We start from the raw sequence: 13,621 nt of genomic DNA, 5'->3' as shown, positions 1-13,621 counted from the left end.
ACCGGGTGGGACGCCACAGCCGCCGCGGTCCGGCACCCAAGGGCGAGGCCGCGGACACCAGCGGCATAGAAGCGGCACGGAACACGGACCCGGGCACCTCCGGACGCGACGGCGCCGCCCGGGTGCCCCGCCCGGCGCGGGACCTTCCGCCCGGCTTCACGCGCCGCCCGGACGGCACGCCCCCGAAGGGCTCCCCGCGCCCGCCCGACGGCACCCCGGCGCACGGCGTGCCGCGCTTCGGCGACGGGACGCCCGCCCGCGGTGTGCCCCGGGTCCGGGGCGGCCATCCCGAACAGCGGGAGGCGGGCGGCGGCTGGGGCCGGGTGGGCGGAGCGTCCGGCGCCGCCGCCGGGCCGTCGGTACCGCGTCAGCGGCGGGACGGGCCCGGAGGCCCACGGCAGGACTACGTCGACGCCTTCACCGAGGACGTCGACGTCTTCACGCCGCTCACCGGCGTCCGCCGCGCGGGGCCGTCCGCACCCTCCGCCGGCCCGGCCGCCGCCCCGCACACCTCCGCGCTCGCCTCCGAGCCGTACGGCTCGGACGGCGACGACGGCGACCCGCCGTCCGCCGCCGACCCCGCGCAGCCCAAGGGCGGCAAGGGGCGCGCCCTCACCGGCGTCGCGGCCGCCGCCGTCACCACCGTGCTCGCCGTGATCGTCGCCGGGCAGGTGGCCGACGGCCGCGACGGCTCCGCGGGGTCCCGGGCGGCCGCCGGCGACACACGGACCACCGACGGCCCCGCCTCGCGCGGCAACGGCCGCACGACACCGTCCGTCTCCGCCTCGCCCCGCGTCGCCGCGCTCTCCTACGAGCGGGCGATGGGCGAGAAGTACCCGCTCGGCGCCAAGCTGACCGCGTCCGGGAAGTTCGACGCCGTGCCCGGCTCCGCCAAGGCGCCCGGCACGGGACGGAAGTACACCTACCGCGTCGACGTGGAGCGTGGACTGGGCCTGGACGGCGAGCTGTTCGCCGCGGCCGTGCAGAAGACGCTGAACGACGAGCGCAGCTGGGCCCACGACGGCGCCCGCACCTTCGCGCGGGTCTCCTCCGGCCGCCCCGACTTCGTGATCACCCTGGCCAGTCCGGGAACCACCGCCAAGTGGTGCGCGAAGTCCGGTCTGGACACGACCGTGGACAACGTGTCGTGCGACTCCGCCTCCACCGAACGCGTCATGATCAACGCCTACCGGTGGGCGCAGGGCAGCAGGACGTACGGTGACGAGATCCACGCCTACCGGCAGATGCTGATCAACCACGAGGTCGGCCACCGGCTCGGCTACGGCCACGTGACCTGCGACAAGGACGGCGAACTCGCGCCGGTCATGCAGCAGCAGACCAAGTTCCTCGACCACGACGGCATCCACTGTCTGCCCAACGCCTGGCCGTATCCCAAGAGTTGACAGGTGGCGCATAAGTCACATTGACATGGGCGGAAAGTTCATACATATTTCTGGGCATGTCGTCCCTTCACGCCTCCGCGCGCGCCGCCATCGAGCTGGCGCTCATCGGCGTGACCGCGCTCTGCGTGGCCGACATCCACTGTCGCTGACCTTCGCCCCCGGGCGTTCGCGTCGCGATCTCTCCTTTCCGCCGTGACCAGGTCACGGCTTTCTCGGCGACCTGACGCCCTGGGCGGACGTGTGCTCAGTTCCGTCTCACTCCTCGTCAATATGTCTCACCGATCGAGACACGCCTTCCGAGAGGTCGTCATTCCGATGCGTCAACCGTCCGCCATAACGCGCCGCATGGCCGTGGCATCCGTCAGCCTGGTCGTGGCAGCGGGCGCCGTCTCCTGCGGCCCGAAGGACAACGATGCCAAGGCCTCCGGTGGCGACTCCGCGCCCCACAAGGGCGGCACGCTCACGATCCTGAACTCCGACCCGCAGTCGGACTTCGACCCCGCCCGCCTGTACACCTCCGGCGGCGGCAACGTGCCCTCCCTGGTCTTCCGCACGCTCACCACCCGCAACCGCGCGAACGGCGCGGCCGGCGCCAAGGTCGTCCCCGACCTCGCCACCGACACCGGGCGCCCGAGCGAGAACGCGACCGTGTGGACGTACACCCTGAAGAAGGGCCTCAAGTACGAGGACGGGACGCCGATCACGTCCGCCGACATCAAGTACGGCATCGAGCGCTCCTTCGCCCCCGAACTCTCCGGCGGCGCGCCCTACCTGCGGGACTGGCTGGCGGGCGCGGCCGGCTACCAGGGGCCGTACAAGGACACCAAGGGCCTCTCGGCGATCGAGACGCCGGACAGCCGCACGATCGTCTTCCACCTGAACAAGCCCGAGGGCGAGTTCCCCTACCTGGCCACGCAGACGCAGTTCACGCCCGTCCCGAAGGCCAAGGACACCGGCACCAAGTACGAGGAGCACCCGGTCTCGTCCGGCCCCTACAAGGTCGTGAAGAACGAGAACGACGGTGAGCACCTGGTGCTGGAGCGGAACCCGAACTGGTCCACCGCCGTCGACGACCAGCGCAAGGCCTACCCGGACCGGATCGACGTGAAGTCCGGGCTCGACTCCTCGGTGATCAACCAGCGGCTGTCGGCGTCCCAGGGCACGGACGCCGCCGCGGTCACCACCGACACCAACCTCGGCCCGGCCGAGCTGGCCAAGGTCACCGGTGACAAGGAACTCGCCTCGCGCGTCGGCACCGGGCACTTCGGCTACACCAACTACATAGCCTTCAACCCGAAGGTCAAGCCGTTCGACAACGCCAAGGTGCGCCAGGCGATCTCGTACGCGATCGACCGCTCGTCCGTGGTCAACGCGGCGGGCGGCAGCGCGCTGGCCGAGGCCGCCACCACCTACCTGCCCGACCAGAAGTCCTTCGGCTACACGCCCTACGACCTCTTCCCGGCGGGCGCCACCGGCAACGCGGCCAAGGCCAAGGAACTGCTGAAGGAGGCGGGCTACCCGAAGGGCCTCACCGTCACGCTGACCCACGACAACGCCCAGAACTTCCGGACCAGCCCCGAGATCGCGACCGCCGTCCAGGACGCCCTCAAGAAGGCCGGGATCACGGTCAGGCTCCAGGGTCTGGAGGACAACAACTACTCCGACACGATCCACAGCGTGAAGACCGAGCCGGGCTTCTTCCTCGCCGCGTGGGGTGCCGACTGGCCCTCCGGCGGTCCCTTCCTCGCCCCGATCTTCGACGGCCGGCAGATCGTCAAGGACGGATCGAACTTCAACTCGGCTCAGCTCGACGACGCTTCGGTCAACTCCGAGATCGACGCGATCAACAAGCTGACCGACCTCGACGCGGCCGCGAAGCGGTGGGGCGCGCTGGACAAGAAGATCGGCGCGCAGGCCCTGACCGTGCCGCTGTTCCACCCGGTCTACAAGCGGCTGGTCGGCAAGGACATCAAGAACGTCGTGATCAGCGACTGGACCGGCGTCCTTGACATCTCCCAGGTCGCGGTGAAGTAACACCGTGAGCGAGGCACTTCTCGCCGCCCAGGCCCCCGAGGCGCCCGCCTCGGGGGCCTCGGGGGCTCTTCAGTTCTGGCGGCGGCTGCGCACCCGGCGCGCCGCCCTCGTCGCGGCCGCCGTCGTCGCACTGCTCGTCCTGGTCGCCCTCGCGGCGCCGCTGCTCACCGCCGTCGAGGGCCAGGACCCGACCACCTACCACCCGTCGCTCGTCGACTCCGCGCGTGGCGGCGTCCCGATCGGCTCCTTCGGCGGCGTCAGCGGCGACCACTGGCTCGGCGTCGAGCCGCAGACCGGGCGCGACCTGTTCGCACGGCTGGTGTACGGGGCCCGGGTCTCCCTGGGCGTCGCGCTGGCCGCGACCACCGTGCAGGTCGTCCTCGGTGTCGTCGTGGGCGTCACGGCCGCCCTCGGCAACCGCTGGGTCGACCAACTGCTCAGCCGCGTCACCGACATCATCGTCGCCATGCCGCTGATCATCATGGCGCTGGCGCTGCTGGCGGTCGTGCCCGCGAGCTTCCCGCGGCCGGTCCTGGTCTCGCTCATCATCGGGTTCGTCGCCTGGGGCACCATCGGCAAGATCAGCCGGGCCGCGACGCTCTCCCTGAAGAACCTCGACTACGTGGCCGCCGCGCGGCTCAGCGGCTGGAGCACCTGGCGGATCGCCCGCCGGGAACTCCTGCCCGGCCTCGCCGCGCCCGTCATCACCTACGCCGCGCTCATGGTGCCGGCCAACATCTCCATCGAGGCCTCGCTGTCCTTCCTCGGCGTCGGCGTGAAGCCCCCGACCCCGTCCTGGGGACAGATGCTGACCTCCGCCAACATCTGGTACCAGGCGGCCCCGCAGTACCTGCTGCTGCCGGCCGGCGCCCTCTTCGTGACCGTGCTCGCGCTCACCGTGCTCGGCGACGGCATCCGCACGGCCCTCGACCCGCGCTCGGCCTCCCGGCTGCGCGTCGGCACCGGGCGCAAGCAGGAGGCGAAGGCGGCCACCCCGGCGGAACCGGCGAAGGCGGCCACCGCGAAGGAGGCCCGGTCATGAGCGGCTTCGCCGGATTCGCGCTGCGCCGTGCCGTCGGCGCGGTGATCACCCTGCTGGCCATCTCGGTGATCGTCTACGTCGTCTTCTACGTCACCCCGGGCAACGTCGCGCAGATCACCTGCGGCCCGCGCTGCTCCCCTGAACAGGTGCACCAGGTCTCCCAGCAGCTCAGGCTCGACGACCCCCTGTACCTGCGGTACTGGCACTTCCTGTCGGGCGTCTTCGCCGGCCAGGACTTCTCGACCGGCACCTCCGTCGCGCACTGCTCGGCCCCCTGCCTCGGCCTCTCCTACCGGAACGATCAACAGGTCACCCAGATCATCCTGACCAAGCTGCCGGTCAGCCTGTCCCTGGTGATCGGCTCCATGGTGCTCTGGCTGATCCTCGGGGTCGGCACCGGCATCCTCTCCGCCTGGCGGCGCGGCCGGTTCACCGAACGCGCCCTGACCGGCCTCACCCTGGCGGGCATGTCGACGCCGGTCTTCGTGATCGGCCTCGTCCTGATGATCGTGGTCTGCGGCCAGCTGGAACTGCTGCCGTTCCCGGAGTACGTCCCCTTCTCGGACGACCCCGAGCAGTGGGCCTGGAACCTGCTGCTGCCGTGGTGCACCCTCGCGCTCGCCGAGGCGGCCTACTTCGCCCGCATGACCCGGGCGTCGATGCTGGAGACGCTCGCCGAGGACCACATCCGGACCTTCCGCGCCTACGGCGTCGGCGAACGGTCCGTCGTCGGCCGGCACGCCCTGCGCGGCGCCCTGGCGCCGATCATCGCCCTGAACGCCAACGACTTCGGCAGCGCGGTGGGCGGCGCCGTCCTCATCGAGACCCTCTTCGGCCTGCCCGGCATCGGCCAGGAACTCGTCCACGCGGTCACCGTGGTCGACCTGCCCGTCGTCGTCGGCATGGTCCTGGTCATCGGCTTCTTCGTGGTCCTCGCCAACGCCGTCGCGGACGTGCTGTACGCGGTGGCCGACCGACGGGTGGTACTGACGTGAGTCTCGTCCGAGTCACTGACCTGACCGTCGAGTTCGGCGACCTGCGGGCCGTCGACGGACTCTCCTTCGACCTGGCGGCGGGCGGCGCGCTCGCGCTGGTCGGCGAGTCCGGCTCCGGCAAGTCCACCGTCGCCTCGGCCCTGCTCGGGCTGCACCGCGGCACGGGCGCGCGGGTCGGCGGCGCGATCGAGGTCGCCGGCACCGACGTACAGGCGGCCTCCGAGGAGGAACTGCGCCGGCTGCGCGGCGCCCGGGCCGCGATGGTCTTCCAGGACCCGCTGTCCTCCCTCGACCCGTACTACGCGATCGGCGACCAGATCGCCGAGGTGTACCGCGTGCACACGCGCGTGTCGCGACGGGCCGCACGCGCGCGTGCCGTGGAGGTCCTGGACCGGGTGGGCATCCCGGACGCGCCGCGCAGGTCCCGGTCCCGTCCGCACGAGTTCAGCGGAGGCATGCGCCAGCGCGCGCTGATCGCCATGGCCCTGGCCTGCGAGCCCGGCCTGCTGATCGCCGACGAGCCCACCACCGCCCTCGACGTCACCGTGCAGGCCCAGATCCTCGACCTGCTGCACACGCTGCGCGAGGAGACCGGCATGGGCCTGCTGCTCGTCACGCACGACGTGGGCGTCGCCGCCGAGAGCGTCGACCGGGTGCTCGTCATGCGGCACGGACGCGTCGTCGAACAGGGCCCGGTCACCGCCGTGCTCGGGTCCCCCGCGCAGCCGTACACACGCGAACTGCTCTCCGCCGTCCCGCGCGTGGACGCGGTGCGCGCGCCCTCGCAGGCGCCCGGGGAGGTGGTGCTGGAGGCATCCGGGCTGCGGCGCGAGTTCGGCCGCGGCAAGGCGGCGTTCGCGGCCGTGGACGACGTGTCGCTGACCGTCCGCCGGGGTGAGACCCTCGGCGTCGTCGGCGAGAGCGGTAGCGGCAAGACGACGCTCGGCCGGATGCTGGTCGGGCTCCTCGAGCCGACGGCCGGCGAGATCCGGTACGAGGGACACGCGCGCGCGGGCGTGCGGACGGCCGTCCAGATGGTGTTCCAGGACCCGGTGTCGTCCCTCAACCCGCGGCGCAGCGTCGGCGAGTCGATAGCCGATCCGCTGCGCGCGCGTGGCGAACGGGACCAGGCCGGCATCCGGCGGCGGGTGATCGAACTGCTGGAGCGGGTGGGGCTCGAAGGGGCGCACTACGAGCGCTATCCGCACGAGTTCAGCGGTGGTCAGCGCCAGCGCGTGGGCATCGCGCGGGCGCTCGCGGCCGACCCGCGCGTCATCGTCTGCGACGAGCCGGTCTCCGCGCTGGACGTCACCACCCAGGCCCAGGTCGTCGCCCTGCTCGGCGAGCTGCAGCGGGAACTCGGCCTGGCGCTGGTCTTCGTCGCGCACGACCTCGCGGTGGTCCGGCAGGTCAGCGACCGGGTCGCGGTCATGCGCCACGGCCGCGTCGTGGAGGCCGGACCCGCCGACGAGGTCTACGACAACCCGCGGGACCCCTACACCCGGCAACTCCTGGCCGCCGTACCGGCCCTCGACCCGGAGGTGGCCGCCCGGCGCCGTACGGCCCGGCGGGAACTGGCCTCGGCGTGACGTTTCGGCAGCTCGCGCGGGCTCTCCCGAGGTGACGTTTCGCTGTCGTCCGATCTCTTAGCGCGACAGAACGCGTTCCGCACGGGAAAGTTACGACCGTTCACCCCTTTTGGTGGCGCGATGGACAACCGTCCATCGCGCCACCGCCTTGTCCGCATACGTTCGTCCCGCTGCGAGCCGCCGGAGCAACGGCGGCTCCCCATACGGGAGATCGATCGGGGGTGCACACGTGCGCATCGGAATGGTTACGGAGGGTGGTCATCCGTATGTGAGCGGTGACGCCAGACTCTGGTGCGACCGGCTCGTGCGCGGGCTCGGGCAGCACGAGTTCGACCTCTACGCGCTCAGTGGTGGCACGCGCCAGGAGGACGAGGGACGGCTGCCGCTGCCGCCGCACGTCCGTCGTGTGCGGACGGCCCCGCTGTGGACCGCCGAGCAGGACGGACCCGCGTACGGTCTGCGTGCGCGCCGGCGCTTCGTCGAGAGCTACGGGGAACTGGCGGCCGTCCTGTGCGCCGGTCCGGGCGTCGGCGGTCCTGCCGGTGCCGGATCCGACGGCGCACGGGACGCGGACGGAGCGGACGGCCCGGACGGCTCCGAAGCGGTCTCCGGTCTTATGGCGGACCGTTTCGGCAGCGCACTCTACGGACTCGCCGAACTCGCCCGCGACGAGGGCGGACTGGTCGGCGCACTCCGCTCCGACAGCGCGGTGCGCACGCTGGAGCGCGCCTGCCGGGCGCCCGGCGCACCCGCGGCGGCGCGCGCGGCGCGCGTGCCGGACCTGCTCGCCGTCGCCGCCCACCTCGAACGCGCCCTGCGCCCCCTCTCCCTGGACTGGTACGGCGACGACGGACTCGGCGCGGCCGACCTCTGCCACGCCACCGCCGGCGGCCCCGCCGCCCTGCCCGGCCTGCTCGCCCGGCACTTCGGCGACGTGCCGCTGCTGGTCACCGAGTACGGCGTGCCGCTGCGCGCGCACTACCTCGCCTCCGGCCCCGACGCGGCCACCCCGGCCGTACGCACCCTGCTCGCCGCCTTCCACGGGCGGCTCGCCGCCGAGATCTACGGCCGCGCCGCGATCATCACCCCGGGCAACGCGCACACCCGCCGCTGGCAGGAACGCTGCGGTGCCGACCGCTCCCGGATCCGCACCGTCCACCCGGGACTGGAGGCCGGCCGCTTCACCGAGGTCGGCGAGGCCCCGGACCGGGCCGACCCGGACACGCTCGTGTGGGTCGGCCGGACGGAGCCCGCCAAGGACCTGGTGTCGCTGCTGCACGCCTTCGCGGAGGTCCGCAAGGAGCAGCCCAGGGCGCGGCTGCGGGTCGTGGGCGCCCCCTCGGGACCGGAGGGCCGGGCCTACCTGCGCCACTGCAAGGCGCTCGCCGCCCAGCTCTTCCCGGACGAGGCGGACGGAGCCCACGCCGTCGGCGACAACCCCGTCGCCTTCGAGGAGATCGGCGGACCGGAGGCGCCGACCCTCGCCGACGCCTACGCGTCCGGATCGGTCGTCGTCCTCTCCAGCGTCGTCGAGGGCTTCCCGGTCGGCCTCGCGGAGGCCATGCTCTGCGCCCGCGCGACCGTGTCCACCGACGTCGGTGCCGTGGTGGAGGTCATCGGCGGCACCGGTCTCGTCGTCCCTCCGCGCAACCCGCGGGCGCTCGCGGAGGCGTGCGTGGCGCTGCTGCGCGACCCCGAGCGCCGTGAGCGCCTCGGAGCCGCCGCGCGTGCCCGGGCGCTCGAACTGTTCACCGTCGAGCAGAACATCACGGCATTTCACGGCATTTACCTGGAGATCGTCTCGCACTGCCCGGTGCGCCGGGTTGTCCTCGACGAGGCGGGCGAGCCGCTGCCGTTCGCCGCTCCGGCCGAGGCCCACGTACCCGGCCGCTGGACCCGCCCGACGGCCCGCGACGCGAGCCGCGGCGCCCCCGGCTGGGCGCTGGGCGTCTCGCCGAGACCGGCCCCGGCACGGGCCACCCCGATCGCGGCCCCGGAGGGCGCCCGGTGAACGGCGACGAGGGCGGCGCCGTGCACGGCGGACCGCGCGAGCTGGACCGGCTGGGCCGCCCCGGCGCGGCCGACGCCTGGGACGCGCGGTCGGAGGAATGGCTCCTGGACCCGACGGACGAAGGGCCGCACGGCCTGGGGCCACGGACCGGGTCCGGGCGGACGGCCGCGGTCGCGGCGCGGACCCGGACCGCCACGGCCGGCCGCGCACCCGCCCCGCGCCGAGGCGCCGCCGACCCCGTGAAGACCCTGCTGCACCGCCACCGCGCCCTGTGCGAGCAGGCCGTCGACCCGCTGGAGATCGCGGCCGGACTCGAAGCGCACGGTGTCACCGACCGCACCGCCGCCCGCTTCCGGCACCGTGACGTCTTCTCCCTCGCCGAGGAGCTGTACGCGCGCGTGCCCCGCGACGGCGACGCGGACCGGCACCCGCCCGCTCAGCCGCCGCCCGCACCCCGCGTCCGTGCCGACCGCATCCTGCTCTCCCTCCTGCCGGGCGCCGTCGGCGTGGCGACGGTGGCCGGCGTACGGCTCACCGAGGGCCGCCCGCGCCTCCTGACGGCGGCCGTCGGCCTGCTCGCCCTCGCCCTGGCCGTCCGCACGGCCCTGCGCCGCGGCCCCCTCGCCGCGCCCGCCCGCACCCGGCACCCCGCCACCGGCACCCGCGCGTGGACCTGCTGGCTCCTCGCCTACGCCCTCCTCGGCGACGGCCTCCTGCGTGCCGTCCTGGACGGCGGCCCCGACGGCCTGCCCACCGGCGCCGCGCACGGCCCCTGGCCGGTGACCACCGCGCCGGTCCTGGCCCTCGCCCTGGCCTTCGCCCCCACCGCCTGGAGCGTCCACCTCCTGACCGCCGCCGCCCGCCGCAGGCTCACGGCCAGCCGCGGCCTGGCGGAGTTCGCCGGTGCCGTGCGGCCGCTGCTGCTCGGCACGTTCGCCCTCTGCCTCGGCGTCCTCACCGCCCTGCTCGCCCTGTGCGCGGCCGTCCTGGACGAACCGGCCGGCTACCCGGAAGCCCTCACCCTCGGCGCCCTCCTCCTGCTCGCCCGCCTGCTTGCCGTCCACCACGCGCCGCAGGGCACCGTCCTCGCCCTCGCCGCCGCCGGCGAAGCGGCCGCCGTGGGCCTGGTCCTGGCCGGCCGGCTCCCCGGCTGCGCCTTCCTGGCGAGCCCCTTCGACGCCCTGGCCGGCGCCTGGGGCGCGGGCTGCGTCCCGGTGCTCGTCTGCGGCGCCGCGGCCCTGGCCCTGCTGGTCAGGGCGAGCCGCACCCTCACCCGGGCCGCGGCCCACGCGCCGCCGGGAGACCCGCGGTGAACCGAAACCCCCTCCTCTTCGCCCGCCCCGTGCCGCCGCGGCGGCAGGCGCCCGGCACCCCGCCGGAGAAAACCGCACCACCCCTTGAAGGAGACCGCCAGATGACCACCTCCCGACCCGGACCCGGAGCGTCCGGAACCACCGGAGTCGCCGGAGCGCACACCCCGGGAGCCACGCGATGAGGGTTCTGCTGATCGGAGCCAACGGATACCTCGGCCGCTTCGTCGCCGACCGGCTGCTCGCCGACCCGGCCGTCCAGCTCACCGCGCTCGGCCGCGGCGACGACGCCGACGTCCGCTTCGACCTCGCCACCGGAAGCCCCGGTGCCCTCACCCGCTTCCTCGACGCGGTCCACCCGGGCGTCATCGTGAACTGCGCCGGCGCCACCCGCGGCGGTGCCCGGGAACTCACCCGGCACAACACCGTCGCCGTCGCCACCATCTGCGAGGCCCTGCGCCGCAGCGGCTGCGGCGCCCGTCTGGTGCAGATCGGCTGCAGCGCGGAGTACGGCCCGAGCCAGCCCGGCTCCTCCACGGCCGAGGACGCCGTACCGCGCCCCGGCGGCCCGTACGGCGTCAGCAAGCTCGCCGCCACCGAACTGGTCCTCGGCTCCGGCCTGGACGCCGTCGTCCTGCGCGTCTTCTCGCCCGCCGGACCCGGCACCCCGGCCGGATCCCCGCTGGGCCGTCTCGCCGAGGCCATGCGCCGCGCCATGCAGTCGGGCGACGGCGAACTCAAGCTCGGCGGCCTCGGCGTACAGCGCGACTTCGTCGACGTGCGCGACGTCGCCCGCGCCGTCCACGCGGCCTCGCTCTCCGCCGCCCAGGGCGTCATCAACATCGGCTCCGGCCGCGCCGTCCGCCTCCGCGACGCCGCCGCCGTCCTCGCCCGGGTCGCCGGATACGGCGGCGCCCTGCACGAACTCGACGGCCCGCCCGGCCCGCTGCGCGGCCCCATCGGCCACCCCCGGCTGGACCCCGACCACACGGCCCCGGTCGCCTATCCGTACCCGGACGGCTGCGGCAGCTGGCAGCAGGCCGACGTGCGCTGCGCCCGCGACCGGCTCGGCTGGCGTCCCCGTATCAACCTCGAAGAGTCCCTCGCGGACATCTGGATGGAGGCGGCATGCCGCATCTGACCAGCGCCAGGACGGGCGCCGCGACCACCGGCGTCCGTCCCGCCTTCGGCATCCCGGGGTACGCCCACCCCCTCCTCGCCCCGGCGCAGTGGGCCGAACTCACCCGCCCGGGCACCCCCTTGCACTGGGTCGTCCTCAACGTGGCGAACGGCCCCGGCAGCCGCCCCGACCCGCACTGCCTCGAAGCCGCCGGCCGGCTCCGCAACGCGGGCGTCCGCGTCCTCGGCCGCCTCGACGCCACCTACGGCGCCCGTCCCCACGGCGACCTCGTCCAGGACGCCCGCCGCTACCGCGACTGGTACCGCGTCGACGGCTTCCTGCTGGAGCGCTGCCCCGGCGAACGCACGGCGCTCCCCGGAATCCGCCGCGCGGTCGCCACGCTCCGCACCATCGGTGACCGGCCCCACATCGTCCTCGGCCACGGCACCCACCCCCACCCGGGCTACGCGGAGAACGCCGACCAGCTGGTCACCTTCGCCGGTTCGTGGGGCGACTACCGCTGGTCCCACGTCGCCGAGTGGACCGCGGACTATCCGCCGGACCGCTTCTGCCACTTCGTGCACGGCGTGCCCCGCGGCCACCTCGACGAGGCTCTGCGCATCGCCCGCTGGCAGGGCGCCTCGACCATCTACTTCACCGACCGCACCGACCACGGCGGCCGCGTGGACCCCTGGGAGAACATGCCCGGCTACTGGGACGACATCGTCTCGCGGGTCGGGACGGGTGTCTCGGAATGAAGAAGGGCGTGGCAGTGTTACACGGAGAACAACTGTAGTGATTGACCGATCAACGGAGTCCCCGTGTCGCTGCCACCCCTGGTCGAGCCGGCTTCTGAGCTCACCGTAGACGAGGTCCGCAGGTACTCCCGCCACCTGATCATCCCGGACGTCGGGATGGCCGGGCAGAAGCGGCTGAAGAACGCCAAGGTGCTCTGTGTGGGCGCCGGCGGCCTGGGTTCGCCGGCGCTGATGTACCTCGCCGCGGCCGGTGTCGGCACCCTCGGCATCGTGGAGTTCGACGAGGTCGACGAGTCGAACCTGCAGCGCCAGATCATCCACAGTCAGGCCGACATCGGCCGCTCCAAGGCCGAGTCCGCCCGTGACTCCGTCCTCGGCATCAACCCGTACGTGAACGTGGTCCTGCACGAAGAGCGGCTCGAAGCCGAGAACGTGATGGACATCTTCAGCCAGTACGACCTGATCGTCGACGGCACGGACAACTTCGCCACCCGCTACCTGGTCAACGACGCCTGCGTGCTGCTCGACAAGCCGTACGTGTGGGGTTCGATCTACCGCTTCGACGGCCAGGCCTCCGTCTTCTGGTCCGAGCACGGTCCCTGCTACCGCTGCCTCTACCCCGAGCCCCCGCCGCCGGGCATGGTCCCCTCCTGCGCCGAGGGCGGCGTGCTGGGCGTGCTGTGCGCGTCCATCGGCTCCATCCAGGTCACCGAGGCCATCAAGCTCCTCACCGGCACCGGCGAGCCCCTCGTCGGCCGCCTGATGATCTACGACGCCCTGGAGATGCAGTACCGCCAGGTCAAGGTCCGCAAGGACCCGAACTGCGCGGTCTGCGGCGAGAACCCGACCGTCACCGAGCTCATCGACTACGAGGCCTTCTGCGGCGTCGTCTCCGAGGAGGCCCAGCAGGCGGCCGCCGGCTCGACGATCACTCCCAAGCAGCTCAAGGAGTGGATCGACGACGGCGAGAACATCGAGATCATCGACGTCCGCGAGCCGAACGAGTACGAGATCGTCTCCATCCCGGGCGCCAAGCTGATCCCGAAGAACGAGTTCCTCCTCGGCACCGCCCTGGAGGGCCTGCCCCAGGACAAGAAGATCGTCCTGCACTGCAAGACGGGTGTCCGCAGTGCGGAGGTCCTCGCGGTCCTGAAGTCCGCGGGCTTCGCGGACGCCGTGCACGTGGGCGGCGGCGTGATCGGCTGGGTCAACCAGATCGAGCCGGAGAAGCCGGTCTACTGACCCTGGTCCCGGCGGGCGGGGGGGGGCCGGGGGGGCCGGCCCCCCCCGCCCCCCCCCCCCCCAGAAGGCACAAAAACGCGGCCGCGGGGGCCGGGCCCCCCCCCCGGTGGGGGGGAC

Annotated in this window: 11 protein-coding genes; all 11 read left to right on the top strand. The window is 73.5% G+C overall.

What is annotated here, in order from left to right; translation table 11 throughout:
- Positions 1 to 5 precede the first annotated feature (5 nt).
- The 11 genes from ACIRQ9_RS21370 (at position 6) to moeZ (ending at position 13,504) form a co-directional block, all read left to right on the top strand.
- On the top strand, positions 6 to 1,403 hold the full coding sequence (locus ACIRQ9_RS21370) for a DUF3152 domain-containing protein (protein ID WP_404175461.1): 1,398 nt from the start codon (positions 6 to 8) through the stop codon (positions 1,401 to 1,403).
- 56 nt (positions 1,404 to 1,459) lie between these two features.
- On the top strand, positions 1,460 to 1,552 hold the full coding sequence (locus ACIRQ9_RS21365; RefSeq protein ID WP_351321593.1) for an Ms4533A family Cys-rich leader peptide: 93 nt from the start codon (positions 1,460 to 1,462) through the stop codon (positions 1,550 to 1,552).
- A gap of 166 nt (positions 1,553 to 1,718) precedes the next feature.
- A complete protein-coding gene (locus ACIRQ9_RS21360) occupies positions 1,719 to 3,437 on the top strand; it encodes an ABC transporter substrate-binding protein (RefSeq protein ID WP_404175457.1) in 1,719 nt (572 codons plus the stop codon).
- Positions 3,438 to 3,441: 4 nt separating this feature from the next.
- On the top strand, positions 3,442 to 4,479 hold the full coding sequence (locus ACIRQ9_RS21355) for an ABC transporter permease (protein WP_404175454.1): 1,038 nt from the start codon (positions 3,442 to 3,444) through the stop codon (positions 4,477 to 4,479).
- Positions 4,476 to 5,474, top strand: coding sequence for an ABC transporter permease (locus ACIRQ9_RS21350; protein ID WP_404175451.1), 999 nt, complete (start codon positions 4,476 to 4,478; stop codon positions 5,472 to 5,474). Before ACIRQ9_RS21355 ends, ACIRQ9_RS21350 begins: the two co-directional genes overlap by 4 nt.
- The gene (locus ACIRQ9_RS21345; RefSeq protein ID WP_404175448.1) at positions 5,471 to 7,063 is read left to right on the top strand and encodes a dipeptide ABC transporter ATP-binding protein; all 1,593 of its coding nucleotides are present in this window, start codon (positions 5,471 to 5,473) and stop codon (positions 7,061 to 7,063) included. The genes ACIRQ9_RS21350 and ACIRQ9_RS21345 overlap by 4 nt, the downstream gene beginning before the upstream one ends.
- 268 nt (positions 7,064 to 7,331) lie before the next feature.
- Positions 7,332 to 9,074 (top strand): glycosyltransferase, encoded by a 1,743-nt coding sequence (locus tag ACIRQ9_RS21340; RefSeq protein ID WP_404175445.1) that lies wholly within the window; start codon positions 7,332 to 7,334, stop codon positions 9,072 to 9,074.
- Positions 9,071 to 10,387, top strand: a complete 1,317-nt coding sequence (locus tag ACIRQ9_RS21335; RefSeq protein WP_404175442.1) for a hypothetical protein — start codon at positions 9,071 to 9,073, stop codon at positions 10,385 to 10,387. The genes ACIRQ9_RS21340 and ACIRQ9_RS21335 overlap by 4 nt, the downstream gene beginning before the upstream one ends.
- Positions 10,388 to 10,565: 178 nt before the next feature.
- Entirely contained in the window at positions 10,566 to 11,525 is a 960-nt protein-coding gene (locus tag ACIRQ9_RS21330) for an NAD-dependent epimerase/dehydratase family protein (protein WP_404175439.1), read from the top strand.
- Positions 11,513 to 12,262, top strand: a complete 750-nt coding sequence (locus ACIRQ9_RS21325; protein WP_404175436.1) for a spherulation-specific family 4 protein — start codon at positions 11,513 to 11,515, stop codon at positions 12,260 to 12,262. The genes ACIRQ9_RS21330 and ACIRQ9_RS21325 overlap by 13 nt, the downstream gene beginning before the upstream one ends.
- A 63-nt stretch (positions 12,263 to 12,325) precedes the next feature.
- Positions 12,326 to 13,504 (top strand): adenylyltransferase/sulfurtransferase MoeZ, encoded by a 1,179-nt coding sequence (moeZ, locus tag ACIRQ9_RS21320; protein ID WP_404175433.1) that lies wholly within the window; start codon positions 12,326 to 12,328, stop codon positions 13,502 to 13,504.
- Positions 13,505 to 13,621: the final 117 nt, after the last annotated feature.

The organism is Streptomyces sp. NPDC101237, assembly GCF_044767465.1.
GTDB classification, from domain to species: domain Bacteria; phylum Actinomycetota; class Actinomycetes; order Streptomycetales; family Streptomycetaceae; genus Streptomyces; species Streptomyces gramineus.
Note: the sequence above shows the minus strand (reverse complement) of the source record. Positions and strands in the feature narration are given on the sequence as shown.

What these genes read in the sequence shown, in the direction of transcription:
- ACIRQ9_RS21365 (WP_351321593.1), top strand. Translation starts at nt 1,460, where the DNA reads ATGTCGTCCCTTCACGCCTCCGCGCGCGCCGCCATCGAGCTGGCGCTC.
- ACIRQ9_RS21360 (WP_404175457.1), top strand. Translation starts at nt 1,719, where the DNA reads ATGCGTCAACCGTCCGCCATAACGCGCCGCATGGCCGTGGCATCCGTC.
- ACIRQ9_RS21350 (WP_404175451.1), top strand. Translation starts at nt 4,476, where the DNA reads ATGAGCGGCTTCGCCGGATTCGCGCTGCGCCGTGCCGTCGGCGCGGTG.
- ACIRQ9_RS21330 (WP_404175439.1), top strand. Translation starts at nt 10,566, where the DNA reads ATGAGGGTTCTGCTGATCGGAGCCAACGGATACCTCGGCCGCTTCGTC.
- ACIRQ9_RS21325 (WP_404175436.1), top strand. Translation starts at nt 11,513, where the DNA reads ATGCCGCATCTGACCAGCGCCAGGACGGGCGCCGCGACCACCGGCGTC.